The 25,361-nt window shown below is 65.6% G+C and carries 27 protein-coding genes; 8 read left to right on the forward strand and 19 right to left on the reverse strand.

Annotated features, from left to right (window positions below; genetic code table 11):
* Positions 1 to 66: 66 nt before the first annotated feature.
* The 5 genes from AC07PR_RS27380 to AC07PR_RS27400 all read right to left on the reverse strand — a co-directional run bounded on the left by AC07PR_RS27380 (position 67) and on the right by AC07PR_RS27400 (position 5,334).
* Entirely contained in the window at positions 67 to 1,992 is a 1,926-nt protein-coding gene (locus AC07PR_RS27380; protein ID WP_495137143.1) for an MFS transporter, read from the reverse strand.
* A gap of 59 nt (positions 1,993 to 2,051) precedes the next feature.
* Complete coding sequence (locus AC07PR_RS27385) at positions 2,052 to 2,882, reverse strand: DUF2145 domain-containing protein (RefSeq protein ID WP_495137144.1); 831 nt, start codon at positions 2,880 to 2,882, stop codon at positions 2,052 to 2,054.
* The gene (locus AC07PR_RS27390) at positions 2,879 to 3,322 is read right to left on the reverse strand and encodes a hypothetical protein (RefSeq protein WP_495137145.1); all 444 of its coding nucleotides are present in this window, start codon (positions 3,320 to 3,322) and stop codon (positions 2,879 to 2,881) included. The genes AC07PR_RS27385 and AC07PR_RS27390 overlap by 4 nt, the downstream gene beginning before the upstream one ends.
* Positions 3,323 to 3,384: 62 nt before the next feature.
* Entirely contained in the window at positions 3,385 to 3,858 is a 474-nt protein-coding gene (locus AC07PR_RS27395; RefSeq protein WP_377158725.1) for a YiaA/YiaB family inner membrane protein, read from the reverse strand.
* A gap of 228 nt (positions 3,859 to 4,086) precedes the next feature.
* Positions 4,087 to 5,334: an amidohydrolase family protein gene (locus AC07PR_RS27400; protein ID WP_495137146.1), complete on the reverse strand. Its 1,248-nt coding sequence runs from the start codon at positions 5,332 to 5,334 to the stop codon at positions 4,087 to 4,089.
* A gap of 152 nt (positions 5,335 to 5,486) precedes the next feature.
* Here AC07PR_RS27400 and AC07PR_RS27405 point away from each other — a divergent pair, with 152 nt between their 5' ends.
* Entirely contained in the window at positions 5,487 to 6,251 is a 765-nt protein-coding gene (locus AC07PR_RS27405; protein ID WP_495137147.1) for a helix-turn-helix domain-containing protein, read from the forward strand.
* 21 nt (positions 6,252 to 6,272) lie between these two features.
* Here AC07PR_RS27405 and AC07PR_RS27410 read toward each other — a convergent pair whose 3' ends face one another.
* Genes AC07PR_RS27410 through AC07PR_RS27425 form a run of 4 tightly spaced genes read right to left on the reverse strand, consistent with a single transcriptional unit; the run spans position 6,273 to position 9,262 of the window.
* On the reverse strand, positions 6,273 to 6,947 hold the full coding sequence (locus AC07PR_RS27410) for a CAAX prenyl protease-related protein (protein ID WP_377158721.1): 675 nt from the start codon (positions 6,945 to 6,947) through the stop codon (positions 6,273 to 6,275).
* A gap of 54 nt (positions 6,948 to 7,001) precedes the next feature.
* Positions 7,002 to 7,409 (reverse strand): DUF2000 family protein, encoded by a 408-nt coding sequence (locus AC07PR_RS27415; RefSeq protein WP_483108373.1) that lies wholly within the window; start codon positions 7,407 to 7,409, stop codon positions 7,002 to 7,004.
* 40 nt (positions 7,410 to 7,449) lie between these two features.
* Positions 7,450 to 8,301 (reverse strand): AraC family ligand binding domain-containing protein, encoded by an 852-nt coding sequence (locus AC07PR_RS27420; protein WP_483108374.1) that lies wholly within the window; start codon positions 8,299 to 8,301, stop codon positions 7,450 to 7,452.
* Positions 8,291 to 9,262, reverse strand: coding sequence for a LysR family transcriptional regulator (locus AC07PR_RS27425; protein ID WP_377158717.1), 972 nt, complete (start codon positions 9,260 to 9,262; stop codon positions 8,291 to 8,293). Before AC07PR_RS27425 ends, AC07PR_RS27420 begins: the two co-directional genes overlap by 11 nt.
* A 142-nt stretch (positions 9,263 to 9,404) precedes the next feature.
* Here AC07PR_RS27425 and AC07PR_RS27430 point away from each other — a divergent pair, with 142 nt between their 5' ends.
* Entirely contained in the window at positions 9,405 to 10,046 is a 642-nt protein-coding gene (locus AC07PR_RS27430) for an NAD(P)-dependent oxidoreductase (protein WP_495137148.1), read from the forward strand.
* Positions 10,047 to 10,214: 168 nt separating this feature from the next.
* Here AC07PR_RS27430 and AC07PR_RS27435 read toward each other — a convergent pair whose 3' ends face one another.
* Together AC07PR_RS27435 and AC07PR_RS27440 are read right to left on the reverse strand one after the other, a co-directional pair.
* Positions 10,215 to 11,069: a 23S rRNA (adenine(2030)-N(6))-methyltransferase RlmJ gene (locus AC07PR_RS27435; protein ID WP_495137149.1), complete on the reverse strand. Its 855-nt coding sequence runs from the start codon at positions 11,067 to 11,069 to the stop codon at positions 10,215 to 10,217.
* 48 nt (positions 11,070 to 11,117) lie between these two features.
* Complete coding sequence (locus tag AC07PR_RS27440; RefSeq protein ID WP_483108378.1) at positions 11,118 to 12,305, reverse strand: right-handed parallel beta-helix repeat-containing protein; 1,188 nt, start codon at positions 12,303 to 12,305, stop codon at positions 11,118 to 11,120.
* A 247-nt stretch (positions 12,306 to 12,552) separates the two neighbouring features.
* Here AC07PR_RS27440 and AC07PR_RS27445 point away from each other — a divergent pair, with 247 nt between their 5' ends.
* Entirely contained in the window at positions 12,553 to 13,629 is a 1,077-nt protein-coding gene (locus AC07PR_RS27445) for an alkene reductase (protein ID WP_431100993.1), read from the forward strand.
* A gap of 77 nt (positions 13,630 to 13,706) precedes the next feature.
* Here AC07PR_RS27445 and AC07PR_RS27450 read toward each other — a convergent pair whose 3' ends face one another.
* Both AC07PR_RS27450 and AC07PR_RS27455 read right to left on the reverse strand, forming a co-directional pair.
* Positions 13,707 to 14,273, reverse strand: coding sequence for an MOSC domain-containing protein (locus AC07PR_RS27450; RefSeq protein WP_377158711.1), 567 nt, complete (start codon positions 14,271 to 14,273; stop codon positions 13,707 to 13,709).
* Positions 14,239 to 15,594 carry a GAF domain-containing protein gene (locus tag AC07PR_RS27455; RefSeq protein WP_495137150.1) on the reverse strand — a complete coding sequence of 452 codons (1,356 nt, stop codon included), beginning with the start codon at positions 15,592 to 15,594 and terminating at the stop codon, positions 14,239 to 14,241. The genes AC07PR_RS27450 and AC07PR_RS27455 overlap by 35 nt, the downstream gene beginning before the upstream one ends.
* Positions 15,595 to 15,941: 347 nt before the next feature.
* Between AC07PR_RS27455 and AC07PR_RS27460 the strand changes: the two genes are divergently transcribed.
* Positions 15,942 to 16,193, forward strand: a complete 252-nt coding sequence (locus AC07PR_RS27460) for a hypothetical protein (protein ID WP_495137151.1) — start codon at positions 15,942 to 15,944, stop codon at positions 16,191 to 16,193.
* Between the two features lie 546 nt (positions 16,194 to 16,739).
* Here AC07PR_RS27460 and AC07PR_RS27465 read toward each other — a convergent pair.
* Together AC07PR_RS27465 and AC07PR_RS27470 are read right to left on the reverse strand one after the other, a co-directional pair.
* Positions 16,740 to 16,982, reverse strand: coding sequence for a hypothetical protein (locus AC07PR_RS27465; RefSeq protein WP_495137152.1), 243 nt, complete (start codon positions 16,980 to 16,982; stop codon positions 16,740 to 16,742).
* Positions 16,983 to 17,082: 100 nt separating this feature from the next.
* The gene (locus AC07PR_RS27470) at positions 17,083 to 17,478 is read right to left on the reverse strand and encodes a hypothetical protein (RefSeq protein ID WP_495137153.1); all 396 of its coding nucleotides are present in this window, start codon (positions 17,476 to 17,478) and stop codon (positions 17,083 to 17,085) included.
* A 159-nt stretch (positions 17,479 to 17,637) separates the two neighbouring features.
* Here AC07PR_RS27470 and AC07PR_RS27475 point away from each other — a divergent pair, with 159 nt between their 5' ends.
* The 3 genes from AC07PR_RS27475 (at position 17,638) to AC07PR_RS27485 (ending at position 20,233) form a co-directional block, all read left to right on the forward strand.
* The gene (locus AC07PR_RS27475; RefSeq protein ID WP_495137154.1) at positions 17,638 to 18,810 is read left to right on the forward strand and encodes a hypothetical protein; all 1,173 of its coding nucleotides are present in this window, start codon (positions 17,638 to 17,640) and stop codon (positions 18,808 to 18,810) included.
* A 470-nt stretch (positions 18,811 to 19,280) separates the two neighbouring features.
* Positions 19,281 to 19,505, forward strand: a complete 225-nt coding sequence (locus AC07PR_RS27480; protein ID WP_495137155.1) for a hypothetical protein — start codon at positions 19,281 to 19,283, stop codon at positions 19,503 to 19,505.
* A 152-nt stretch (positions 19,506 to 19,657) separates the two neighbouring features.
* Positions 19,658 to 20,233, forward strand: coding sequence for a hypothetical protein (locus AC07PR_RS27485; protein WP_495137156.1), 576 nt, complete (start codon positions 19,658 to 19,660; stop codon positions 20,231 to 20,233).
* Positions 20,234 to 20,387: 154 nt separating this feature from the next.
* Here AC07PR_RS27485 and AC07PR_RS27490 read toward each other — a convergent pair whose 3' ends face one another.
* On the reverse strand, positions 20,388 to 20,528 hold the full coding sequence (locus AC07PR_RS27490) for a hypothetical protein (protein ID WP_495137157.1): 141 nt from the start codon (positions 20,526 to 20,528) through the stop codon (positions 20,388 to 20,390).
* 66 nt (positions 20,529 to 20,594) lie between these two features.
* Complete coding sequence (locus tag AC07PR_RS27495; protein WP_495137158.1) at positions 20,595 to 20,894, reverse strand: DUF3892 domain-containing protein; 300 nt, start codon at positions 20,892 to 20,894, stop codon at positions 20,595 to 20,597.
* 497 nt (positions 20,895 to 21,391) lie between these two features.
* Here AC07PR_RS27495 and AC07PR_RS27500 point away from each other — a divergent pair, with 497 nt between their 5' ends.
* Complete coding sequence (locus AC07PR_RS27500; protein WP_495137159.1) at positions 21,392 to 21,949, forward strand: hypothetical protein; 558 nt, start codon at positions 21,392 to 21,394, stop codon at positions 21,947 to 21,949.
* 571 nt (positions 21,950 to 22,520) lie between these two features.
* On the opposite strand, the gene AC07PR_RS27505 is transcribed toward AC07PR_RS27500, so the two are convergent.
* Together AC07PR_RS27505 and AC07PR_RS27510 are read right to left on the reverse strand one after the other, a co-directional pair.
* Positions 22,521 to 23,552: an MAE_28990/MAE_18760 family HEPN-like nuclease gene (locus AC07PR_RS27505; protein ID WP_495137160.1), complete on the reverse strand. Its 1,032-nt coding sequence runs from the start codon at positions 23,550 to 23,552 to the stop codon at positions 22,521 to 22,523.
* A 12-nt stretch (positions 23,553 to 23,564) separates the two neighbouring features.
* A complete protein-coding gene (locus AC07PR_RS27510; RefSeq protein WP_495137161.1) occupies positions 23,565 to 24,725 on the reverse strand; it encodes a GmrSD restriction endonuclease domain-containing protein in 1,161 nt (386 codons plus the stop codon).
* Positions 24,726 to 25,361 lie beyond the last annotated feature (636 nt).

A 25,361-nucleotide genomic window follows, 5' to 3' on the forward strand; every position in this document is an offset into this window, starting at 1 on the left:
GGCGCTGAAAAGCAGAAGGCCTCCTTCCGGAGGCCTTCATGCTTGTGACCGAAGCGCGTCATCAGCTCACGCCTTCGCTGTCTGAGCCACCACAGCGCTTTCCGGGCCCAGCAACACCGCCACGCGTTCCCGCAGCAATTCCGGCGTCACATCCTTCGCCGCGATCGGCGCCGACGCCACCAGCCCCACGCGGCTGAACAACCCGCGCCGGAACGGCCGCACCATCGCCTGCCCCTGCTCGACGCGCGAGAAGAACGAGCCCCACAGGTTCTGCAGCGCCATCGGCACCACCGGCATGTCGGGGCGACCCTCCAGCAGCTTCATCACGCCGCCCCTGAACGTCTGCAGCGAGCCGTCGCGCGTCAGGCCGCCCTCGGGGAAGATCCCCACCAGCTCGCCGTCGTCGAGCACCGCCTGCGCGGCGGCGAACGCGGCGTCGTAGGTCGCGGCGTCTTCCTTCTGCGGCGCGATCGGGATCGCCTTGGCCAGCTTGAACAGCCAGCCGAGCACCGGCACCCGGAAGATGCGGTGATCCATCAGGAAGCGGATCGGCCGCGGACTCGCCGCCATCAGCAGGACCGCGTCGACGAAGCTCACGTGGTTGCACACCAGCACCGCCGCGCCTTGCGCCGGGATGTGCTGATCGCCGCTGACGCGGAAGCGGTAGATGACGCGTGACAGCACGAAGGCGAAGAAGCGCAGCAGGTATTCCGGCACCACCAGGAAGATGTAGAACGCGACCAGCGCGTTGGCGATGCCGACCACCAGGAACAGCTGCGGGATCGACAGCCCGGCGCCCAGCAGCGCACCGGCCAGGATCGAGCTGGCGATCATGAACAGCGCGTTGAGGATGTTGTTGGCCGCGATGATCCGCGCGCGGTGCGACGGCTGGGCGCGCATCTGGATCAGCGCGTACATCGGCACGCTGTACAGGCCGGCGAAGAGCGCCAGCAGGCCCAGGTCGGCCAGCACGCGCCAGTGCGCATGGTTCGCGAGGAAGGCCCCCACGCTCATCGGCGCCGACGGCGGCAGCCCGCGCGACGCGAAGTACAGGTCGATCGCGAAGACGCTCATCCCGATCGCGCCCAGCGGCACCAGGCCGATCTCGACCTGTCGGCGCGACAGCACCTCGCACAGCAGCGAGCCGACGCCGATGCCGACGGAGAACACCATCAGCAGCAGCGACGCCACCTGCTCGTTGCCGTGCAGCACTTCCTTCGCGAACGACGGGAAGTTGGCCAGGAACACCGCGCCGAAGAACCACATCCACGAGATGCCCAGCAGCGAGCGGAACACCGCCAGCTGGCCGTGCGCGAGCTTCAGGTTGCGCCAGGTCTCGCTGACCGGGTTCCAGTTGATGACGAGGTTCGGATCCGTCGACGGACTGGCGGGAATCGCCTGCGCCGTCGCGCGACCGAGCAGCGCCACCACCACGCAGGCGATCGCGACGTGCTGCGGCCCGACGATCGGCGTCGCGACCAGCAGGCCGCCCGCCAGGTTGCCCAGCAGGATGGAGACGAAGGTGCCCATCTCCACCATGCCGTTGCCGCCGGTGATCTCGTGATCGTCCAGATGCTGCGGCAGGTAGGCGTACTTGACCGGCCCGAACAGCGTCGAGTGCAGCCCCATCAGGAACACGCAGCCCAGCAGCACCGGCACGTTGACGGCGTAGAAGCCGTAGGCGGCCAGCGCCATGATGACGATCTCGAGCGACTTCACGAGGCGCATCAGCCGCGCCTTGTCGTACTTGTCGGCGAGCTGGCCGCTGGTGGCCGAGAACAGCACGAACGGCAGGATGAACAGCGCGCCGATCGCCAGCCCGGCCTGCGCCGCCGGCAGCCAGCTCACGTTGAGCTGGTAGGTCACCAGCACGGTGAAGGCGAACTTGAACAGGTTGTCGTTGCCCGCGCCAAGGAACTGCGTCCAGAAGAACGGCGCGAAGCGGCGCTGGCTCAGCAATGCGAACTGGCTGGTGTGGGAAGAGTCGCTCATGGGAGGGCTCGCTGTGGAAGTCGGGGGAGGAGATCGATCAGTGGCCTGGCGCGCGGTCGTCAGGGCGCGGCCTTGACGTTCTGCGGCGCCTGGCCGTAGCCGCTGCGGGTCAGCCAGCTGAAGATGGTGTCGGCGGTGGTGGTCTCGATGTGGCCGGAGAAGCGCTTCGCGGACGGATGATCGTCGAAGGCCACGTTGGCCATGCCGATGCGCGCGCCCAGGCGCTTCGCGGTCGACAGGCGCAGGTCCGACGGCTCGTAGCCCTGGCGCTTGAGCCAGTCCTGCGCCTGCGCGCGGTTGAAGACCTCGCGCGGCGCCGCTGCCGCCGCCAGGGTCTCCAGCGCCCACTGGTTGCTCTGCTGATACTCGCGGGACCACGGGTACGCGACCATGTTGTAGGCCGGCGTGTGCAGCGCGGCGACGCGGGCGTTCTCGCGCAGCAAGGGCAGCAGCGCCTGCTGCAGTTCGGGCTTGAGCACCGAGTACGCCGCCTCGTAGCGGAACGGGCTGTCCATGAAGAACTCGCCCAGCCCTTGCCGGTACAGGTCGGCCAGCGCCGTGCCGCACTGGTTGAGCTTGTGCATCACGCGCCAGACCGGTTTGGCATCGGCGCCGCTGCCCATCGTGTCGCGATAGACGAAGCCCACATGCGACCAGCGCAGCCCGTACTCGCTGAGGTTCTGGCCCGCGCGCGCCAGCAGCACCACGTCCGCGCCGCTGCGGTCCAGCGCGGCGGCGGTCGCCTGCGCCAGGTCCATGCCGCGCCGGATCTGGTCGAGCGTGGGCTGCTTGTCCTCGCAGGGCCGGCCCGCGTGGGCCGGTGCCGTCGCGAGGGTCGCCGCCAGCGCGGCAGCCGCCAGGACCGCCTTCATGGCAGGGCCGCCGCTCATCGCGTGACGCGGTCCTTGTTGGTGACGCGCTCGTTGTAGAGCAGCGAGGCGCCGATCTCGTTCGGGATGAAGGCGATGGCCTCGGCCGCGGCGGAGATCACATAGCCCGTGCTGATCGCCGTGACGACGACGGCCGTGCCGACGGAGGTCGCGGCGCCGACCACCACCTTGCCGGAGAACTCGACGCTGATGCGCGCGCCGTCGGAGGCGCGCTCCAGGACCCAGACGGTGCCGCGGGCGGTGCTCTCGACCGCGACGACGACGAAGGCCGCGCCGCCGGCCAGCACCGCGGAGGGCGCGACGACCGAGATGGCGACCGGGACGGCGGACAACGCGACGCTGGCGTCACTGGGACCGCCGTGGGCGCGGGCGGCGCCGGTCGCCCCGAAGGCGAGGGCGGCGGCAGTCAACAGGGTGATGAGGGACGAACGGGGACGCATGGGAAGACTCCTTGCGGTCGGGACAGTCGAAGAGGGTGACGGTGCGAGGTCGGCGGCGGCGCTCATTGAGCGGCGGCCGGCACGGCTTCGCGCTGGGCCTCGCGGCGGCCTTGCTGGCGCGCCTCGGCCAGGTCGGCCTCGTGCGCATCGCGCAGCATCTTGGCGAGGGTGAAGACGTTGGAGATCAGGTAGAGCCAGCAGACCAGCAGGTAGGCCTTCCAGACCGGCTGGACCTCCATGCGCCACAGGCCCCAGCCGGTGAGCGACATCGCCAGCGCGAAGCCGCTCCAGACGACCAGGCCCCACATCGGCGTGTCGGTGCGGGCGCCCTGGTTGTCGCGGATGTACTTGGACAACGCGAAGGCGGCGGACAGGCAGAACACGTAGCCCATGACCATGAAGGCGCGGTCCAGGTCGGCGCCGGGCAGCCAGGCCAGACCGATCGCGCAGAGCGCGACGCTGATGCCGAAGGAGATCCACACCTGGTAGCGCCAGGCTTGCGTGTCGCGCTGGATGCGGATGTGCGGGGTGCTCATGTCTACGTTTCCTCCTGTGGGCCGGTCGGTCAGGACCGGTGTGTTTGCCGGGGTCATCGCCCCTTTGAGTGGTTTCCGGTGGCGATGGCGCGACTGTCGTCGCGAGCGGTCCGGTCCCCCTGCAGATTTGCGGCGAGTATCACCCGCCGCCTGTCCCGGTATCGATCGGTGCTACCGCTCGGTCCGGCCCCGATCGCCTGGGTAGGCCACGGGGTTCCAGGGTGTCCTTCACGCCGCCTGCACAGGGAAGTGCCGGGCGGTCGCGAAGACCGGGGCGGCCAGTGCGTCTCCCTGCCACCGGGCGAGCCGCTTGAGGGCGAGATCAAACATCAGGGGGTGGTGGTCGCGCAATGCCCCCAAAGGAGCGACGTGGGCCTCGTCCAGCACACCCGCCCGGACGAGTTGGGGCAGCCGGACCAGGGGCAGCACCCCCGGCAGCGGGTAGTCGGAGCCGTGCAGCAGCCGGTCGTGCCAGTCCTGGCGACGCAGCACGGTCCGCCAGACCTCGGGCCGGCGGTTGAACTGGAACATCGCGGAGACGTCGCCCAGCAGCAGGCCCTGCCAGGCCGGTTCGTCCATCAGGCGGGCGAAGAGTTCGAAGGCGGGCACGGAGCGGGGGCGGGGGAGGTCCAGGTCCATCGCGTGACCCAGCGAGGCGCAGTGCGCCGCGATCACGCGCACGCCGTGGCGCAGCGGTTCGCGCAGCAGCAGCGGATTGCCGAGGTCCTGGCGGTCCGCGCCGGGGACGGCGTGCTCCTCCCCGCAATGGACGATGAGCGGAAGGCGTGCTGCGGCGAGACAGTCGTAGAACGGCCGCAGCCGGGCGTCGCGCAGGTCGATGGCCATGCTGCTGGGCAGCCACTTGATCGCCAGCGCGCCGCCGGCGATTGCACGGTCCAGCCGTGTCAGCGCGTCTTCGCGGTTCGGATGGATGCTGGCGACCCAACCGAAGCGGTCGGGTCGTGCGGCCGCGACGGCGCGGGCATACGCATCGGGCACGTGGAAGGTCGTCCAGTCGGGCCGTCGGTGACCGGCGGCGTCCACGGCCTCGTCGAACGCAAAGAGCAGCCAGCGTGCGCCGACCGGGAACGCATCGGCCAGCGCGGTGAGGCGGCGGACGTACGCGCGGTCGATATCGCCCGCGGCGACGGCGCGCGGATCGACGCAGGCGCCGTTGAGGATCGCGTGCTTGCGGGCGAACTCGACCGGATGCCACCACTGCGACAGCGACGGCGCGATCCAGCAGCCCGAACCCGAATCGCCGGTGCCGATCAGATGGGCGTGGACGTCCCAGAGCTGCTGGAGGTCGAGGCCGTCCCAGATCCGTTCGAGCCACTGCGGATCGACGCCCGGAATCGGCAGAGAGGCATGGCCGCAGGGATTGCGCAACGGACCGGCCGCATCGGCCGCGAGCGCGCTGAAGAGGCCCGCTGCCGCGGCGGCGCCGCAGCACAGGAGATGACGTCGGCGGAGCATGTCGGCGCCCGTTGGAAGTTGGAACGGACGCGATGGTCGGGACTCACGCCGGCCGTGACGCGCTTCATGTGCGGCGGTATCGCGGCGCGGGCCGGCCGGTCTCGAATCCCGGTACCCGGTCGTGCCAGCGAGTTGCGCTAACGTCCGCCCCCATGGCGAGCACGCAATCCCTCATCGATCTGATCAAGGCCGAGCTGAAGCAGTCCGGCATCAGCTATGCGCAGCTGGCGACGGCGCTGGACCTGTCGGAGTCCAGCGTGAAGCGCATGTTCGCGTCGGGCGGCGAGATGCCGCTGTCGCGCATCGACGAGATCTGCCGCGTGCTGAAGACCGATTTCGCCGAGCTCTCGCAGCGCCTGGCGCAGTCGCAGCCCTTGCGCCGCGAGCTGACCCTGCAGCAGGAGCGCGAGGTCGTCGCCGACGAGAAGCTGCTGCTGACCGCCATCTGCTGCCTGAGCCAGTGGAGCTTCGAGCAGATCGTCGCGACCTACCGCATGGGCGAGCCGGACGTGACGCGCGCGCTGGTGCAACTGGACCGGCTCGGCATCATCGAGCTGCGGCCCTTGAACCGATATCGGCTGCAGGTGGCGAAGACCTTCCGCTGGCGGCCGCAAGGTCCGGTGATGGCCTTCTTCCGCGAGAACGTCATGCAGGACTTCTTCGCCGGAGGCTTCGACAACGACGCGGAACTGTTGATGCTGGTCCACGGCCAGCTCAGCCCCGGCATGGCGCGCGAACTGCGCGACCGGCTTCAGCGCGTCGCCGAGGACTTCGCGCGCCAGCACCTGCTCGACCAGAAGCTGCCCGATGAGGAGAAGCGCCAGTTCACGCTCGTGATGGGCATGCGCTGCTGGCTGTTCGAGCGCTTCAAGCACCTGCAGCGGCCGGCGGCCGTGACGAAGGTGCTCAAGCGCTGAGCGGCGGCGCCTCCGGGCCGGTCACCAGAATTCCCAGCGTCCGCTCCAGACGACCCAGATCCCGAGCACCCCGTTCGTCACCGCATGCGCGATGACGGCGCACCACAGTTTGCCGGTGCGGATGTAGAGCCATGCATAGGCCGCGCCGGCCACGATCGCCGCCAGCCACAGCGTGTGGGCGAGCATGAAGACGAAGGTCGACAGCACCAGCGCGCGCAGGCCGGCGGCGCGCGGATCGACGGTCTCGAACTGCGGGCTCGCGATCCAGCGCATCAGGAAGCTGCGCCAGAACAGCTCCTCCATCACCGGCACCAGCAGCGTCGCACCGAGCCAGCGGACCGCGATCAGCGGCCAGTCCACGCGACCGTCCGCCGTCATCGGCACGAAGGCGGCGGTCGCCTCGCCGAGCTGCATCCATGGCGCGTCCAGATGGATCCACAGCCCGAAGACGATCAACCCGACGGCGATGCTCAACCCGGCCTCGCCGAGGCGCGGCCGGTTCTGCCGGTCGAATTCGCCGTAGCCGCGCCAGAACCAGGCCAGCGCGCCGCCGACCACCACCAGGTTCAATGCGTAGATCCAGCGCGGATCGAGGCCCAGGGCGTTCTGCTCCGGCAAGGCGCCCCGCAGCGCCAGCAGCAACATGAAGAGGGCGAAGGGGACGATGCGGGCCCAGGCGGCTTGACTCAATGGCATCCGGCGAATGTACCGGCGAGCCGTGACCGTGCCATGCGGACAACCGAGGAACCGTCAGCGGTGCAGCGAGAGGCCCTTGACGGCCTTGTCGACCGCCTTCTTCGGTCCCCGCAGCGCCAATCCGACGAGGTCGGGGTGGTGGGCGTCCTCCGCGAGGAAGACGTTGCGGTTGGCTTCGTCATGGCCGGTGGAGAACATCGCATGGACGTAGGGCACCAGGGTCAGGTCGCTGTCGATGCCCCGGCGGTGCGCGGTCTGCAGGCCGGCGAGGTCGGCTTCGAAGACCAGCATCGGCTGGCCGAGCATGGCCGCGAACCGGCGCCCCAGGGCATCGACATACGGCTCCCCGATGGCCTCCGGCGCGGAGGCCGCCACGCCCGTCGCGAGGAACGCGGTCACGTTCAGCCGTTGCCAGGTCGCCAGGTCGTTGCGGACGATGATCGCCACTTTCGTATCAAACATGGACGTCGCACTGCGTGCTTCAACTGCGAAGACCGCATCCTCACGGCGGCCCCGGATCCCGGTCTAGAACGTTTGTGCAGCGACGCCGGTAGTCCGCCGGCGTGAGGCGATAGGCCCGCTGGAACCAGCGGCCCAGGTGGCTCTGGTCGGAGAAGCCGACCTCGGTCGCCACTTCGGACGGTCGATGGCCGCGCGCCAGCAGCGCCCGCGCGGCACGCAGCCGCAGGCTCACCAGGTAGGCATGCGGCGATTGCCCGAAGGACTGCTTGAACTGCCGCGTCAGCCGGAAGCGATCCATCCCGGTGTGCGCGACCAGATCGTCGAGGCCGACGTCCCAGGCCATCCGGTCATGGAGGAACTCGCGGGCGCGCTCGGCGAGCCGGGTGGAGTCCCCGCGGACCGGTTCGTCCGAGACACCGACATGCCGCGCGAGCAGCCCGATCAGGCGGTCGAGGTGCTGGTCGCAGCCCAGGCGCGACTCGCCGGCGTGCAGGGCGTCGAAGGCCTGCCCGATCGCCGAGACGAGGCGCGGATCCTCCGCCAGCGTGTCGCGAAACGCCGGCTGGATCGCGGACAACCCGCCGAGCCCGTGCTGCGCCAGCAACCGTGTCGTCCAGTCCTGCGGCAGGTAGAGCATCGCGTAGGTGAAGCCGGCATCCTCCGGGGCATGGCCGTCGTGGACCGCGCCCGGTTCGATCAGGATCGCGCGCCCGGGTGTGCTCGTGTGCAGCGCGCGTTGGCAACGGAAGCGCTGCACGCCTTGCTGCGTGATGCCGATCAGGAGCTCGTCGTGGCCGTGGGGGTCGTACGCATGTCCGGTGAAGTGCGCCCGCACGGTCTCGATGCCGGTGCGCGGGTCGCGGCGCAGCTGGATCCAGTGGTCATCGGCCATCGGGGGCGCTCCTGGCGGATGCGGTCGACGATGCGGATGATGCCGACGATGTCGGATGCGCTGTCGAGGGCGAGCCCGAAAACGCCGGACGAAGCGCCTCGATGGCATGCCGGACCTTGGCCGGTTGCGCATCGCGTTGCGGCGTCATCACGTAGACCGGCAGCGTCGGCAGCGACCAGCCCGGCAGCAGCGGCAACAGGCGGCCCTGGGCCTGCGACTCATCGACATCCTCCGCGCTGAGCAGCGCCAGCCCGATGCCCGCTTCGCAGAACTGCTGCAGGCTGAGCTGGTTGTTGCTGCTCGCGCGTGGGCTGACGCGCAGCACCTCCTCGCGCCCCTCGGGGCCGACGAGCGAGAGGCTGCGCATCGCGCCGCTGTCGGAACGCAGGAACACCCAGTCGTGCCGCGTCAGGTCCGACATCGAGGTGGGCACGCCGCGCCGCGCCAGGTAAGCGGGCGCCGCATAGAGACCGACCGTCCGCTGGCCGATGCGCTGCGCGACCCAGTTGCTGTCGGGCAGCCGGCCGAAACGCACGGCCAGGTCGATGCGCTTGGCGACGAGGTCGGTGAAACCGTCGTCGACTTCCAGGTGCAGGCTCATCCCCGGGTTCGCCGAGAGCAGCGGCCCGAGCGCCGGCCCGATCTGCCGCGCGGCGCCGACCGGCGCGCTGATGCGCAGCTCGCCTTCGGGCGCGTCGCGCAGGTGGTGCAGCTGGGTCTGCGCCTCGCGCGCCGCGGCGAGCATCGCCTGACAGCCTTGCACGAAGCGCTCGCCAGCGGGCGTCAGGCTGATGCGCCGCGTCGAGCGGTGCAGCAGCGTCACGCCCATGTCGCGCTCCAGTGCGCGCAGCTGCTGGCTGACCGCGGAGGTCGTGGTCTGGAGCTGCCGCGCCGCCGCGACCAGGCTGCCCTGTTCGACGACGGTCGCCAGCACGGCCATCCGGCGGAGTTGGTCCAGCATCGGGGATTGTGTAGATCTTCTAAAGAATGGAGTCGGATTCTGAGGACTTCTGCGGCGATTGTGAAGTTCCTACAGTCCACTTCATCGCGACACCCCCGTCGCTCCCCCGAATCCCTCGGACCCTCCCTCGAAAGGAATCCCCATGAAAGTCGCCCTGATCGGACCGACCGGCTTTGTCGGCAAGGAAGTGCTCAAGGAACTGCTGTCCCGCGGCCACGAGGTTGTCGCCCTGGCGCGCGATCCGTCGAAGTTGGAAACCCGCTCCGGCCTGACCGTGGTGAAGGCCGACGCGAAGCAGACGGACCAGGTCGCCGCCGCCGTCGAAGGCAGCGACGCGGTCGTCAGCGCCTACAACCCGGGCTGGTCGGTGCCGGACATCCACACCGAGTTCCTGGACGGCACCCGCGCGATCTACGACGGCGTGAAACGCGCCGGCGTGAAGCGCCTGCTGGTGGTCGGCGGCGCGGGCAGCCTGTATGCGGCCCCGGGCGTGCAGATCGTGGACCTGCCGGAATTCCCGGACCAATGGAAGCAAGGCGCCCTGGCCGCGCGTGAAGCGCTGAACCTGATCCGCCTGGAGTCGTCGCTCGACTGGACCTTCCTGTCGCCCGCACCCCACCTGGAACCCGGCGAGCGCCGCGGCAGCTACCGCGTCAGCCTCGATACCCCCGTGATGGACGCCAACGGCCCGGCGCACGTGTCGACAGCCGACCTGGCGGTCGCCATCGTCGACGAGCTCGAACGCCCGCAGCACATCCGTCGGCGGTTCACGGTCGGGTATTGATCGCTGCCGGAGATCGCAGCGGAGGCCGGTGCCCCTGTCCGCTCAATCTCCTCCTCGCCGCTCGGAATTCGCTCCCAGGGGCACCGGCCTCCGCTGCTCCGAGCGAGAACTTCGTGCGAGCCCGGAGCAGGAGCCTGGAGCCTGGAGCCCGGACGCGCGGGAGCGCGATCAGGCGGTCTGCTGTTCCAGCAGATAGTTGGCGTCGTCGTACTGACCGAGCGTGTCCACGAGCGTGGGCAGGCATTCGGCCAGCTTGTCGTGGAGCACGAACGGCGGGTTCACGACGAACATGCCGCTGCCCATCATGCCGAAGCCGCGCTCGTCGGCCTGCGCGACGGTGAGGCGCACGTGCAGCCAGCCCTTCTTGGCGACGGGCTCGGAGGCCGACTTCAGGCGCTGCACGAGCTGCGCGGACTCGACGGTCTGCAGCTGCGGATACCAGATCGCGATCGTGCCGTCGGCGAAGCGTTGCAGCCCTTCGCGCAACGCGGCGACGACCTTGCCGTAGTCGGCCTTGATCTCGTAGGAGGGGTCCATCAGCACGACGCCGCGCCGCGAGGGCGGCGGCAGTTCGGCCTTCAGCGACGCGAAGCCGTCCTGCTGCAGGACCTGCGTGTTGGCGCGGTCCTCGAGGTAGCTGGCGAGGATGCGGTGGTCGGTGCCGTGCAGCTCATAGCAGCGCAGGCGGTCGTCGAAGCGCATCAGCATGCGCGCGATGGCCGGCGAACCGGGGTACTGCTCGAGCTTCTTGCCGGGATTGAAGTCGTGCACCAGCTGCACGTACTGCTGCAGCGGCTCGGGCAGGTCCTTGCGCGAATAGAGCGCGGCGATGCCGCCGGCGTGTTCGGCGTTCTTCTGGGCGTAGCGGCCGTCGAGGGCGTATCCGCCGGCGCCGGCGTGGGTGTCCACGACGGTGTAGGGCTTGTCCTTTTCCCCCATGTAGCGGAGGACCTCGGCCAGCACCAGGTGTTTGAGCACGTCGGCGTGGTTGCCGGCGTGGAAGGCGTGTCGGTAAGCGAGCATGTCCGGCACTGTACCCGGTGCAGGCCGCGGGTCAGCTGCCCATCGGCCTCAAAGCTGAAACGCCCCCGGCGAATACGCCGTCCCCGCCGGCACTTCCTTGAGCCCGCACGGGTGCTGGTATTGCATCGCCGGCTTGAGCACCTGGCCGTCGACGACGCCCGCATCCACCGCACGCCCGATCAGCGGCGAGTCCGGCCGCAGCCGGAAGTCGTAGCGGTCCGCGTCGACGAAGCTGTCCAGCTCGACGAAGTAGTTGTGGTGCTGCTCGCGGTCCGGTCCGGCCGGCAGCTCGTGCTTGCCGCACAGCAGGTTGTTGATCAGCCGCAGCTTCTGCGCCTGCTGCGCCATGCGCAGGTACACGCCACCGGCCTGGCGCCGGTCGACCAGCGTGTTGTTGATCAGGTGCAGCTCGTTGCGGCGGTTGGACAGCCCCTCGCTGCCATACGCGATCAGGTGGTAGTTCTCGCTCGACGGGCTCTGCTGGATCACGTTGCCCATCACCAGCGCGACGCCGCCGTTGGGGAACTCGAGCTCGAAGCTCGCGCGGCCCGTCTCATCGGTCAGGCGGTTGTAGAAGAGGTGGTTCACCGCGGCGCGCGACTTGAGCAGATGGCCCGATGCGCCGTGGTGGAAGTAGCTTGCGACCACCGACAGCTTGCCGATCGCCCCGACGTAGCAGGTGTGCGTGCGGCCCTCTCCAGGCGCGATCGGGCCGAAGTCGCAGGACTCGATGCGCAGCTCGATGCCGGCGTCGTTGCCGGCGAGCAGGCCGTTCTCGTTGTCCTGGAAACGGCAGTCGCGCAGCGTCAGCGAGCCCCGCTCCAGGCGGATGCCCGCGCCGTTGCGGTCCGGCACACGCGCGCCGACGAAGTCGAAGCCCTCGATCGTCATCCGTTTGCCGGTCGTGACGAAGATCCCCTTGCCCTGCGCATGCGCGCCCTTGGCCACCATCCGGGCGCGGCCGCCGACGGCGCGCAGGGTCAGGTCGTCCTGCGGCCAGACGGCGACGTCGCCGGCATAGTCACCGGCCTGCACCTCGATCGTCATGCCGGCCTTCGCCTGCGAGGCGGCCGCCGCCAGCGTCTTCACCGGATGGTCGGGCCCCACGTGCATCACGGCGCCCGACGCGCCGCCTCGCTGCGCGCGAGCCGACAGCAGCCAGGGCGCCAGCCCCAGCGAGGCGCCGGCCTGCAGAAGCCGGCGGCGTCGAGATTCGAGCGAGGAACCGAAGGGCATCGACAGGCTCCCGAGTCGTGGCGGTGGAGGAGGGGCGCCGCGCGGAGGGGGACGGCGTCCCCCGGCAGCCGGGCGAGTGTAGCCAAGCGTTTCAGCGCGGCCGTGAAGGTCACGCAAGGCCCCAGCCGGCGTCCGGGCTGTCGCCTAGGCGCTGCGACGGACCCTTTCGCTCGCTAAGCTGCGATCCATCCTTGTCCGGCCCCCGCCGGGCTTCACGCCACATCCATTCCGCATCCTCGATATCGACATGCCCAGTCTCTTCGATCCCTTGCAAGTCGGCGCCGTCTCCCTGGCCAACCGCATCGTCATGGCGCCGCTCACGCGCAACCGCTCCGTCGGCCTGGTGCCGGGACCGCTCGCGATCGAGTACTACCGCCAGCGCGCCAGCGCCGGCCTGATCATCAGCGAAGGCGCCCAGATCACGCAGGAGGGGCAGGGCTACCTCGACACGCCCGGGATCCACTCGCCCGAGCAGATTGCCGCGTGGAAAAAGGTGACGGACGCTGTCCATGAAGCCGGCGGCAAGATCGCCGTGCAGCTGTGGCACGTGGGCCGCATCTCCCATGCCGACTTCCAGCCCGGCGGCGCCAAGCCGCTGTCGGCGACGGATCGTCAGGCCAATAGCAAGACCTTCACCAAGGATGGCTTCGTCGACGTCGCCGCGCCGCGCGCGCTGAAGACCGAGGAACTGCCCGGTGTCGTCCAGTCCTACGTCCATGCGGCGAAGGCGGCGATGGCCGCGGGCTTCGACGCCGTCGAGGTTCACGGGGCCAACGGCTACCTGCTGGACCAGTTCCTGCGCAACAGCATCAACGACCGCACCGATGCCTACGGCGGCTCGATCGAGAACCGCGCGCGCCTGCTGCTTGAAGTGATGGCGGCCATCGCCGGCGCGATCGGTGCCGATCGCACCGGACTGCGCCTGTCCCCGGTCACGCCGGTCAACGACGCGGGCCAGGACAGCGATGCGCAGGCGCTCTTCAACCATGTCGTCGAGCAGCTGTCGCCGATGAAGCTGGCCTTCCTGCATGTCATCGAGGGTCACACCGGCGGGCCGCGCGATGTCGCGCCGTTCGATTACGACGCGCTGCGCGAGCGCTTCAAGGGCGTGTACATCGCCAACAACGGTTACACCCGTGAGATGGCGATCGACGCCGTCGCCAAGGGCCACGCAGATGCGGTGGCCTTCGGCCGCAGCTTCATCTCCAACCCGGATCTGGTGCGTCGGCTGAAGCTCAACGCCCCGCTGCAGAAGGCCCACTCGGCCACGATGTATGGCGGTGGCGCCGAGGGGTATACGGATTATCCGGCGTTGGCGGACTGAGGGCTTCAGTACTGCCATCGCCGCTGGCCCTCACCCCCACCCTCTCCCGCAAGCGGGAGAGGGAGCAAGAAGGGCGATCAGCGCTGGGTCTTAGCCCGGAAGAGCTCCGCGATGGAGACTTCGCGCGGGCCGGGGCGCACGGTGAAGGTCTGGCCGGCCGTGATCGTGCCGGGCTGCCGCACCGCGAGGTAGAAGCCGCACCATCCGCTCTGGGTCATCATCTTCGCGGCCTTGTTGAAGCCCATCACCGCGTTGAATTTGAAGCAGGGATAGCGCGGCTCGCTGACGGCGAGCTCGCAGTCCGGGAACACCAGCACGTCGCCGATCCAGGCGTCGCCCTCGGCGAGGCCGGAGATCGTCAGGTTCTCGCCCATCGCCCCCCAGGGGAGCGCGTCGTCCCAGCCCGCGACCTGCGCCTGCGCCCGCACGGTGCGCCAGAAGGCGTAGTGCTCGGACGGGTAGGCGTAGACGGCCTTGGACAGGCCGCCGTGGACGCTGGGATCGGCTTGCTCGTCGCCCTCCAGGCCGAGGGGCCGGACTTCGATCGCGCCGTCCACCGGACGCTTGCGGATGCCCGTCATGACCGGGCGCCCGTCGATGAGCAGCGGTTCAGCGCGGGCCGTGTTCAGACTGATCAGTTGCATCGGGCGATTCTGCCGCAGGCCTCAGCGGCGGCGGAGGCGTCGGAGGCCGGAAGGCGGCCGGCGTGGTCTCGACGAGACCGGCCTCCTGTCGATGCAGCGCGTCGCGCAGGCCGTCGAGCTCGCGCGCCTGATCGCGCTCGCGCCGCAGATGGTCGAGCGCGAAGGACAGGTCGCCGGCCATCTCGTCCATGAGCCCGAGCACCTGCGGGCTGAAGTAGCCCGGCTCGCCGGCGAGCAGGGTGAGCGCGCCCACGACCTCACCGCGACGGCGCAGCGGGAAGGCGGCCATGGCCTCGACGCCGGGCGGGATCAGCGGCGCGCCGGGGACGGCGAGGCTCGGGTCCTCCAGCGCCCGGTTGCTGACCTGGTGCGTGCCTTCGAGGATCGCGCGCGTCGCCATCGAGCTGCGCGCGAAGGGCGAGTCGCGCGACCACTCGCGGGGCGCGCCGGGCATCAGTCGGTCGCCGGGACCGTGCTCGGCGACACGCTCGAAGTGATCGCCATCGAACAGCACCACGGCCGCGAAGCGGGCATGGCCCGTCTCGACGCAGATGCGGCAGAGGCCCTCGAACAGATGCTGCTCGGCCCGAGGATCATCGAAGGCCTCGGCCTCGCGGCGCACGATGAGCTGGTTGGTCTGCGACAGCGCGAGGTAGAGCCGCTGAAGCTGCTCACGCGAATCCTGGCTGAGGCGGCGCTCGTCGTCGTAACGCGTCCAGACGGTGCAGACGACGACGCTGCACAGGCCGCCGGTCAGCAGCACCAGCAGCAGGCCCAAGTGCACGGCCTCCGTGGCGGCCTGCTGGGCGCGCTCGGTGTCGACGCGGGCCTGGCTGAGCTGGAAGGCGATCAGCTCGTCGAGCATCCGCGTCGTCGCGAGGCGGCGCTGGTTCAGCTCCCGCAGCGTGTCCGGCGTGGCCCCCTGGCTCGCAGTGAGGGCGGCCCAGAGCTGGTCGAGCAGCGGCTGCGTGCGGGCGATGAGGGCGCTCTCGGCCGGCGTCATGCGCGTGGCGAGGTAGCGGGTCCAGAGCTGGCGGGTCGTGTCGGCGAGACGGCGGCCGCCGCTGTCCAGCTTGCCGGCGTCGGGCTGTTGCGTCTGCGTGATCAGCAGCGTGCCCAACTGGTGGGGACCGAGCGCGTGCTCGAGTTCGCGGAGCAGGTCGACGGGGACGAGGCGGTCCTCATACAGCGACTGCGCGATCCCGGCCAGCCGCTTCGACTGCCACCACCCCAGCAGCGCGGAAGCGGCAACCAAGGCGAGCGCCAGGCCCAGGACCAGGTAGAGGCGGGCGCGGAGCGAGAGGCCGGTGGGTGCGGACATGGGCGTCGGAGACCTCGCGGAGGAGGCGCCGAGCATAGGGTGTTTCGATGGGGGAGCCGATCCCCGAGGCATTGGGGGCTCCGGCTGTCGAAGTTCGCTCAGTTCCGAATTGACGAAGGCCATGGATTGGCCGTCACGGCCTGCATGCGCTCATCCTATTCCGTCGCTGTGAACCAATGAACTCCGAACTTTTCAGCCCTTGTTCGTCGAAGTCCGACGACGGCCGGCTGACTGGCGACATCGGTAGGGAGACACTAGATATGGTGTATTGACTTTGGACGGAGCACTACATACAGTGAAATCTGGATGTAAACCCAGGCGCCATCGTTTCGCGCAGAGGAGCTTTCATGGGCACGAACACCAAGCAGACTTCTCCAGGCGTCGCTTCCCTTGCGGGCAAGACGCTGCAGAGCGACTCGGCGAGCGCTCTTCAACGCTCATTGGCTGCCTCCGCCTTGCGCCAGGCTGGTACTACGGCTGCGCAGACCGGGGCAAGGACCGAGGGCAAGGCTTCCGGCGCATTGGACAATCCGCGTTCTGCGAGCGCCACGAAGACCCTGGCCGGCTCCGTGGTTTCGCAATCGAATCGAAAGCGCTGACCAAGGCTTGCCGTGGCTAGGACTACTGCAGCGAGCGCCGAGGCATTGGTGAGTTGGGGGCGACGCCCAGAAGGCGTCCCTCAAATTAGCCGCACAACCGAGCACCTCGGCGGCGCTAGTGGTCGAGGATGTAGTGGCCGGCCAGTCCGTCGAAAACGAACCTTGTCCGATTCAGTACGTCTCGCCCCAAGATCGCCTGAAAGGGCTGGTTTAGTAGGGGGAGAGCGATCACCTGAATGGGATCGACAAGCCACGAGTTCGGGGTCGCATTGCCGTTGATGTGCAGGCACACGTCGTACGCATCGCAGCCGACAGGCACGCCTGTTGTCGATGCAGTGTGTACCCATGCGCTGCTCGTTGGCGAGAGACCCAGAGACCGCATCACGCCGTCGTCAACGTGCGATGCGCTAGTTCCCGTGTCGATGAGAAACGTGACGTGCGCCGGCGGCGGCACCCGTTGGCCAGCCGCGATCAAGGCGGACGCCCTGGCGCTACTGACAGCCACGTAGCCATCGATCAACGCCCCAACAGCGGTGATCGGCTGCGTTATCCGCGGCACGGACGAAGGTCGTGCAGGAAGTGAATCGTCTGCTCGTCAGGCTCGACTTGTTTGACGAAAAAGCGTTCGAGGCCAAACTTTGCATAGGCCCAGTTCAGCGCGGCTTCATACGATTCGAAGCAGTCGCAGACTTTCAGGTCATGAATGACCACGAATTGCCCCTGCCGGCTTCGCAGCAAGGCTGGTAACGCCGCTTGGTAGACGTCGAACTCTCGTTGCAATGTGACCATCTCAGGACTCCTCCTAGCGCGAGACCCGGTTGGAGATCGCTGACTGGGTTGCGTAAACCCGGACTGGGGATTCTGCCAGTCTGAAGTCAGCTGCTGCTGCTCAAGCCGCCTTACGGTCCGTGGAACGCTTCACCAGCGCGAGCGCCTTCTCCGCGACCTCACGTTGAAGCGTTGCGAGTTCAATCACGAACGCGAACGCGAACTGCCCATCAAATGCCCGTTCGATCGGTTGCCCTTCTTCTCGAAGGTAGAGATCTTGCCCGTTGGTGATGACGTGGCTTCCCGGCAAGGACGTAAGAGTGATCTCTGGATGGTGCTTCCGCAACCCCATCAACCCCTTCTTCAGCCTTAGTGGGCTCACTCCTGTGTGTGCCAGCTTCTCCACCAAGCGAAGCGCGACTAGATCCCCAAAGATGTAGCGGCGCGTTCTGCCGTGACCACGTTGAACTTTGCCGGATGGCACCACGACGCCGTTTCTGCAGAGGTAGTTCACCATCGCGAGCGACAGCCCAGAGCATCGGGCTGCCTGTTGAGCTGTGAACCAATCGGCTGAGTCCGCGTTCATATTTAGAGTATGGCGCCAAACTATATTTAAAGCCATCGACGACACGCGGTTCACCATGACTTACGCTGAAGCGAGGGAGTTGCGTTGCCCATGAAACAAGACGATGTACGGCGGATAAGCATCCAGAGCAATTGGCTCGCAGCAGAGGCCGGCGCCGCGCCCTTGTCGGTGGTTGAGTTCCCCCTTTTCTCGGACGCCTGCTTCATCGCGGAGGTCAGACAAGAGGGGTGGCCATATAGCTTCCTGAACACCATCCCCCTATCTGTCGCGCCAGGGCGTGTGCAGGTTCCTGTCGTCGCACGGATCGCGATGCACACCCAGCTTTTCCAACGGCATGCTTATGGAAGCCCTACCTCGACGGAGCTGTACCACGGTGGTTGGATACCGGACGAGGTCGCAGCAGTGGCGTCGTTGGCGCTCGGCAAACGGTTCATGGCGGGGGACGAAACGAGGCGCTTCGACGGTTTGGATGACCTCGGCACTCCGAGCTCACCGCGTCGTAGGGGCGAGCCGACACTCTTGATGAACCGAGAGGGGTCGATGCTTCCCTATGTGGCGACGCAAGGGGACCTGCGAGACCTAATACCCAGGCTGGGCTCGGTTCCGACGTTGGGGCGGGAAGACTGCATCGAACTGGTTCGTGCGGCCCGGCTGTACCAGGACGCGCTGTGGGTCGCCGAATCGGAGCCGAACCTCGCTTGGCTGCTGCTGGTGTCGGCGCTTGAAACGGCCGCCAATCGGTGGAAGAGAAGCTGGGGCACGCCGGTGGCGAACCTGAAGGCGGCTATGCCGGACCTAGCGAAGCGCGTGCAAGGCGTTGGCGGCGACGATCTGCTGTCGTTCGTCGCGAAGAAGCTCTCACACCTCGTCAAATCGACCGAGAAGTTCGTCGCCTTTGTCGTCGAGCATCTTCCCGCGCCGCCAGCTGTTCGACCAGATTCGCCGAGCTACCAGGTCGAGTGGACAGCCTCTAACCTGGAGGCGGTGCTGAGGGTCATTTACAGGTATCGGTCGGAAGCGCTGCATGGAGGTACGCCGTTCCCTGCGCCGATGTGCCTGCCATCCAGTCGGGTCGATGTCGACGGACCGTTGATTGAAGTAGGCACGGTGGGATTGGCCGTGACCACGGAAGGGGGCTATTGGGTCGCTGGGGACCTGCCGATCAACCTGTCAACGTTCCACTACCTCGCACGAGGAGCGCTGCTCCGATGGTGGGATTCCTTGGCATCGCGGGCAGAGAAGGAACCGCTGACGTCGGCCTAGCGCCGAAGAGCCAGGGGCCGACCTGTACTTTCAGTGACCGGCGCTTGCGCAACAGCTTCCTTGGGTGGACCAGAGTGCACCACGTCGTTCAAGTGGCCAAGGCTGAGCAAGTTGGCCCGACTCAGCTGCCGCTGCCCGAGGAAGATCTGACCCACGACCCGCGATGGGGCCAGTTTTGAAACCTCCCCATGTCTCGACATGTCACTTCGTTCCCTTCGTCGGCGCCTTGGCCGCGGAGAGCGCCTGAGGAGGACGGAGCGAAGGTTCTTGGCGACCGTGGTGCCAACGCGTTGAGCACCGTCATTCCGAAGGCCCTGGCCGCTTTCGAGGCGCCTCCCGCCTAGGGGCCGCCCCTTCGTGGCGGAATGCTGCGGAGGCTCATGCCGGACCAGCTTGAACGCCGGAAACAGAACTCTCCCTAGCATCTTTCGATGCGGACGTTTTGTCCGCCTTCAACTATGTGAGGTCTCATGAAACTCTCAGCTACCCAGGTCACCATCCTCCAGCTCGCTAGCCAGCGGCGGCTCCCATCTGTCATCACCGAGACGTCCTGCTACTCGGTGCATGACGTGAGGGAGCTGGTGGAGCTCGGTCTGATGGACGCCAAGGATGCCTCCGCCGACGGCGGCGAATGCCTCCTGGAACCGCGCATCACCGGCCCCGGTTCGGCGTTCATCAGGGAATTGACCTTGTAAGCCTGGTGGCCGAGGCGCATCCGCGCTTCGGCCTTCTAGCCTGGGGGTGTCGCGCATCCTGGTGCGGCAACGCCTCCGCCGGCGCCTCGGGAAACCTACTTCACTCGTCATTGCATCCGGTCGCCTCTTCCTGCTGAGGAGGAGAACAGTTGGTGTACGTTCGCATCTGCTTCTGCATCGTCGGCACGGCGTTGGCAATTCGCCATGCGTGGTATGGCCACCTGCTTCTGGCGCTGGCTGGAGCTCTGACCGCAGTCATCGCGCTCGCAGGAGTGCTTTGGGGCGGGGAGCGCCGCTCGGCGAACCCGCTGGTGGAGCTCTTAGCTGGGTTGAGCCTCGTGGCTAGCCTGGGCGGCACGCTCAACGGCAGCCCTGCGTCAGACTTGGAGCTCCAGCAAGCGTACGCCGACGCGACGCACTACCTGTTCTTCGCGGAACAGACCTGTCGTACCGCGCCTTATGGAATTGCGGGGCGCGCATCGACGGCTTGCATGATGCAAGGCCCCGCCGAACATCTCTCGCTTGCCAGGGACCTCAACAAGGCGCTGCACAACCCATCGCCGGCTTGGTCGATCTTGGACGAGGCGCACCAAGCCCGTGAGGAGCCTCAGAGAAACGCTTGTGCGGTCGCCTTCGCGGAGGTCTTCGCACATTGCGGTGCAGGCTTCATGGAGCCGCGGAGCATCAAGCGCCTCCTGAGCGAGGCTGCCGGGCCGGGTTCGAGGTAGGCGCCGTCGGCGTGGTCGTCGCGCCCGCGCGATTTCCCGGAGGGCACCGGATTGGCTGGGGCCGGCAGGCAGGCGTCGGTGCCGGTTCGCACCATGCGCTGTATTTCTCAGCTGGCGCCGTCAGCGGGCGTGGGCCTGCGTTCAGACCACGACTTCAACCGTTGGATCGGCCGACCCAAAATTTGGCGCTGAAGTCGTTCAAGTGCCGCGAAAGAGCATCGGGCTTGGTCCGGAACGATGCGGGGATGTCGTCACCGGCGCCGCCATTCCTGAAGTATTCCTTCAGCGCTTTCACGCGGTGGCTTCGGGCCGCAATGAAAAAGAGGCCCGAAGGCCCCTTGGGTCGGCTTGCCCTGAAGGGTCAGGCCGCGGCGTTGTACGGGCAAGCCGTCAACGAGAGCAGGTTGTCGTTCCAGTAGCCGTCCGCGTACGTGCGGAGGTAGGGGCGTCGACCATCATTCGGTCGCACCACGCCGACGTCGGCACGCTTCCCGGTGACGGGATCGAGCACGAAGAAGGTGTTGGTCTTCGACTCGATGCTGTCGACGACCTGCTGCACCGGCCACATCCAATTCCCGGCCGGGTTTCCGACGTGGGTGATGTGCTCGCAACTGCCGTTCGAGACGGACTTCAAGATACAGGTGATACGAACGTCGGGCATTGCCGGGTTCTCCTAGTTAATAACCACTAGACCACCGTGAAATCCCGTCCGTGTAGCATCAAGCTTCTGACACATGATCTTCGGATCGAGCCCCGGGTGGTCACCTTGGGGCCAGACGGCCAAGCGCGAAAGCCTTGGCCGTCTGCATTTCTGCTTAACAGAATAGCAGCAAACTAGATGTGGGGGAATAGTTCACGAAATGACGCTACCTATAGCGTTTATCCAACACTTGCGCACAGCTTAACAACAGCTAATCAACAGGTTTATTAACAAATCTGCCGATTCCGCAGCGACGGAGCTTCCCAACCCGCACTACTTGGTTGGATCGTTCATCGGACAGCAAGGCGCCGCCCATGATTCCCCATGTGTGGGCCACCGCACGAACTTCAAGGGCGCATTGCGCGCAATCCGTGGGGCGCGGCTAAGCTCGTCGCCGCGAAGATCAACGACATCATCGACGGAGCAACTCCGCGGTGCCGGGCGGGGAGACCGACGTCATGAACTGGGTGAAAACGGTGGCTGTAGGCGTCGCGGTGCTGGCCTGCGCGGCAGCCTCCGCGCAGGAGGCCAGACCCTTGCTGGGCGTTCCTTTTGGCGCCACCTTCAAGCTGACCGCGAGATGCCCCTTCAACACCGACCAGTCCAAAGTGCCTTGCTGGATCGGCGAACCGTTCTTCTACAAGCCCACGGGGTCTACAACGGGGGCGGTCCACCTTCCTGGTCCTGACCAGCGCCCGGCGTGGGCTGCGCGCGCGATGTTTAAGGTCACCTTGGACAAGGCGAAGCGGGTTCAGGAACTTCAGGTTCGTACGTTTCGGCAGAACCGCAAGGAGATTGCGGACTCCATCTCTTTGCGCTTCGGCGCTCCTCACCAGAACGAGTTGAAGCGGGCGGATGTCGGCTGGGCCCATTGGAAGTCTCCTGAGGGCACCGCCGCGATGAACTGCAGCGAGGACTGCTGGGTCACTTTCAGGACCACTGCCGCGCAGGCTGAGTACGACGCAGAGATGGCGGCGCGGGCGAAGAAGGATGCTGCGCGCCCCAAGGCGCCATAGGAGTGATGCCGCCGCAGCCGAGGCGCTGAGAGCCGCCCGTTTCAGGCCGTCTTCGCCTTCTCCGCGGCGCCTGGCTGCTTCACCTTGCGGCTACCGTGGATGGCCAGCATGATGGCCGTAGCGCGCTGCCCGGCTAGCAGCGTTTCAGCGAAGAGCCAGTTCTTGCATCCGTTGCCCACGGCTCGATCTGCTCGTCGACTTGGTTGTCTATGGGCGAGGCTGGGGGTCGGCAAGGTAGCGCTTTAGCGCCGGCAAGCGGTGCAGGGTGCAGTCCATGGGCTTGGAGGCGCAGAGCTCGGCCACGCAGGCTGCCACACAGACCACTCGGATGAAGCCTGAAACACCTCAGCGGCCCGCCGCTTTAACTTAATTGCGGATGGCGTCGTGCTCTCCGAGAGGTAGTTCCACAGTCCTCTTCCGGAGATTAATGCGATGTGTTCGGCATCGTTCGCGCGGCCGCTCAGACGATGCGGGTTACTAATTGACTCGATGGCTGCATCTTTATGATTTGTAAGGCGGTCGAGCGGGCAAAATCAAATAGATGGATCGCCGATCCGGCTTCATCTGATAGTCAGTTCAAGCAAACTAAAACTGCACCATCAGGAATTTTTCTGCTGAGCTTCAGGGAGAACTGAAAGTCCGGAGTAATCTCTAGCGTTTCCTTGACCTCGCCAAAAAGTGCAATTTCGACCACTTCAACCCGGTCGTAGTATTTCTTTCCCGCATAAAGAATATCGCCCTTCGTCAGGATGCGCTGAGACAACCCTTTTACGCCCACGATATTATTGCTGAATTTTTTCGCGACCATACCCGCTTCCTGATGAAGTCCAGCCCCAACTCCTAATCGTATGGAGCTCGTTGTGACGACTCGAGCAATGGCCGCGTAAACCAGTGCGATAAAGTCTGAATAATTTATTAGCTCCTTCGCGCTTGCGACCTCTGCGACCTCCCCATGTGCCGCCTCGTTCCTGAGTTTAACAAAATCGTTTAACAGTTCATCCGGCTCGTTCGCTATGGCCTTTTCAGACAGAAAATTTAGTAGCTCATCGTTTTTTTTGACCGAAGCGAAAATGTCCTCAAAGCCTAGTTTTGAGAAAACACGGTTTAGCGTGTCTGCTCTGAAGTTGTCGCTGTCTGTTAAGAAGGCTTCCGACAGAAGGTTGAAATCTTTGCCCCGCACCCCGTCAGCAAGACCGGACGAAAGCAAAGACTCCGGTAGTTTGGAATATAAAGATTTCTCCGGCCCCCATTTATTGAGCACGTGGGCAGTGCCAATACGATGCTGAATTCTAATTTGCTCAGGTAGAGCGGCATACGTGGGTATTAGTTTGGGAATTTGCTGCAAATACTCCCCTACAAGGTCGCAAATTGCGCGTTCCAGAATCGCATAAATCCGACTGACGGCGGCGCAATGGTCAAATAGCCGCCAACCATTTGTACCCGGGGCAAGTTGGTCGAGAAGGGCTTTGGACGCTTCGTCGAGGCGACTACCCGTTGATATTGCGCTGCCCGAAAGTAAGGTCCGAAGGTCATCGTGCCATTGCGCCACCCGCTTTACTTCTGTAAGGTCGCGCTCTAGCCGTAGAGTTATTGACTCAAACACGCTTAGACTCGTTTAGTCGAGAATCTCGGCCAAAACACTCTGATAGCTTTGAAGTCTGTCGAGTACATCCGTTTTGGTATTTCGTTGGCCAGTGAAAGAGCCAGGCGGTGAGGTGAGTACCATGTTCTTGGTCGCTTCTAGGACTTCTTGGCTCTTTCGTTCCAGTTCTACGCGCCTATCAATTTGATGGGCGAGTCCAACGAGTACCGTATCTGCAAATGCAATTTGAGGCTGCCTAGCCCAACTTCCAGTTTTGGCGTTCCATGGTTTGAATAGGTTGTCACCGTAGATCGTGTGAGCTAGTTCAATTGTCGAATTGAAAAGGGTCCGCAAGAAGTCAATATCGCCGTCGTTGAATTGCCTGCTTCGAACCATATACTGGTCAAAAAACGATTGCATGCCCCCGCTATAGCGTTCTGCATGCCGCAAAGCAAAGAATCTCAGCACAAACTCCACGTCCTTCATCTTGCTGTAGTGAGGATTATTGAGGAGCTTGTCCGGAGGATTGTTTTCCTCTTCCTGGCTAAACGGGATTAGCCCCCAGGCCTTTCGCAATAATGGGTGTCGCGACAGTTCGACAAGTAGCGCATCAAAGTTGCTGTGATAAATGCAGTGGCGGATCTCTTGGTTTTCCAGTTTCACGCCGCCCGTGTTGAGGCGGTCGAATACTTGCTGGCGAAGAAGTAACTCTTCATCCGGATTTGCGGCGGATTCCTTCAGTAAGGCAATGTACGAAATTGACCTGCGATCTAATCCCTTCTTGATCTCCGACGGAAGCTTGTCGTATATGCGTCCGTTGAGTTCGGGCCATTGCTCTAATCCCTTCAGGGGAAACCTATTCTCGTAGAAGTCAAAAACTGTGGTGATTCTTTGTTGCCCATCCATTACTTCGTACCTTGCTAGGTCCGACTCATACACGAAGCACGGCGGAACGGGCACGTTCATAATGAACGATTCAATAAGACGAGACTTTCTCGCTGCGTCCCACCGTCGACGACGCTGGTAAAAGGGCTGCAGCCGCATCCAGCCTGGCCGCTTCAGTGCGGCCACGAAGTTTGGAAGCTGTTCGCGATTCGTCTCAGTTACTATTCGAAGCTCTCGTCGAGCATATTTTTCATTGATCTCACTGTCGGTCAACGCTGACTTCTGAGAGTTGATCGACTGGTCCCACATCTGGGATTCTGAGTCAGAGAATATTGGCATTCGAGTGGAAGTGTGCTAAGCCAATCAACGGTTTTTAACCCGGCCCTTGTATTGAGCGCTGCTGCAACTGCGGATGCTGCCATGGCAGCACACTCGCCGCGCTAAACGGCAGGTTATCGGGCACGGCAGCAGCCGTAAAGCGTGCGTAGCGGGGCTTCATCACGGTCCGCGAAGACTTCAGCGGTTCCGTTGGGCGTCCGGCCACAGCCTCGAGCCATCTTTGTGGACGATGTTCGCTTGAAGGCTCCGAGCCCTCTCGCGGCCTCGAGGGTCAACTGGGCAGTGTCCAACGATAGAAATCTGAAGGCCATGGACAAAGAGCGCCGGCACTTGCAAATTGGAGTCGCTCGCCGCGGGAAGGCGGAGCAGACTCTCGCGCGCTTTCGCGGGGGGATAGCTGGCCAGTCTTCGAGGCGATAACGATGGCCACAGCTTCGGCTTCCGCCCCCGGAGGTGGAGCCCGGGGATCAGAGCGCGCCGAGGACCCCCAAAATGCTCTTTTTGAGAACGCGCGATCTTGCCCCTCAGGGGCTGTTGATTCCCGCGCGATCCTGACCCACCGTTTCCATCCAATCTTGACCCACACTTGTTCGAGCCACTGAGGCT

It is taken from the genome of Roseateles sp. GW821-FHT09H11 (assembly GCF_059415845.1).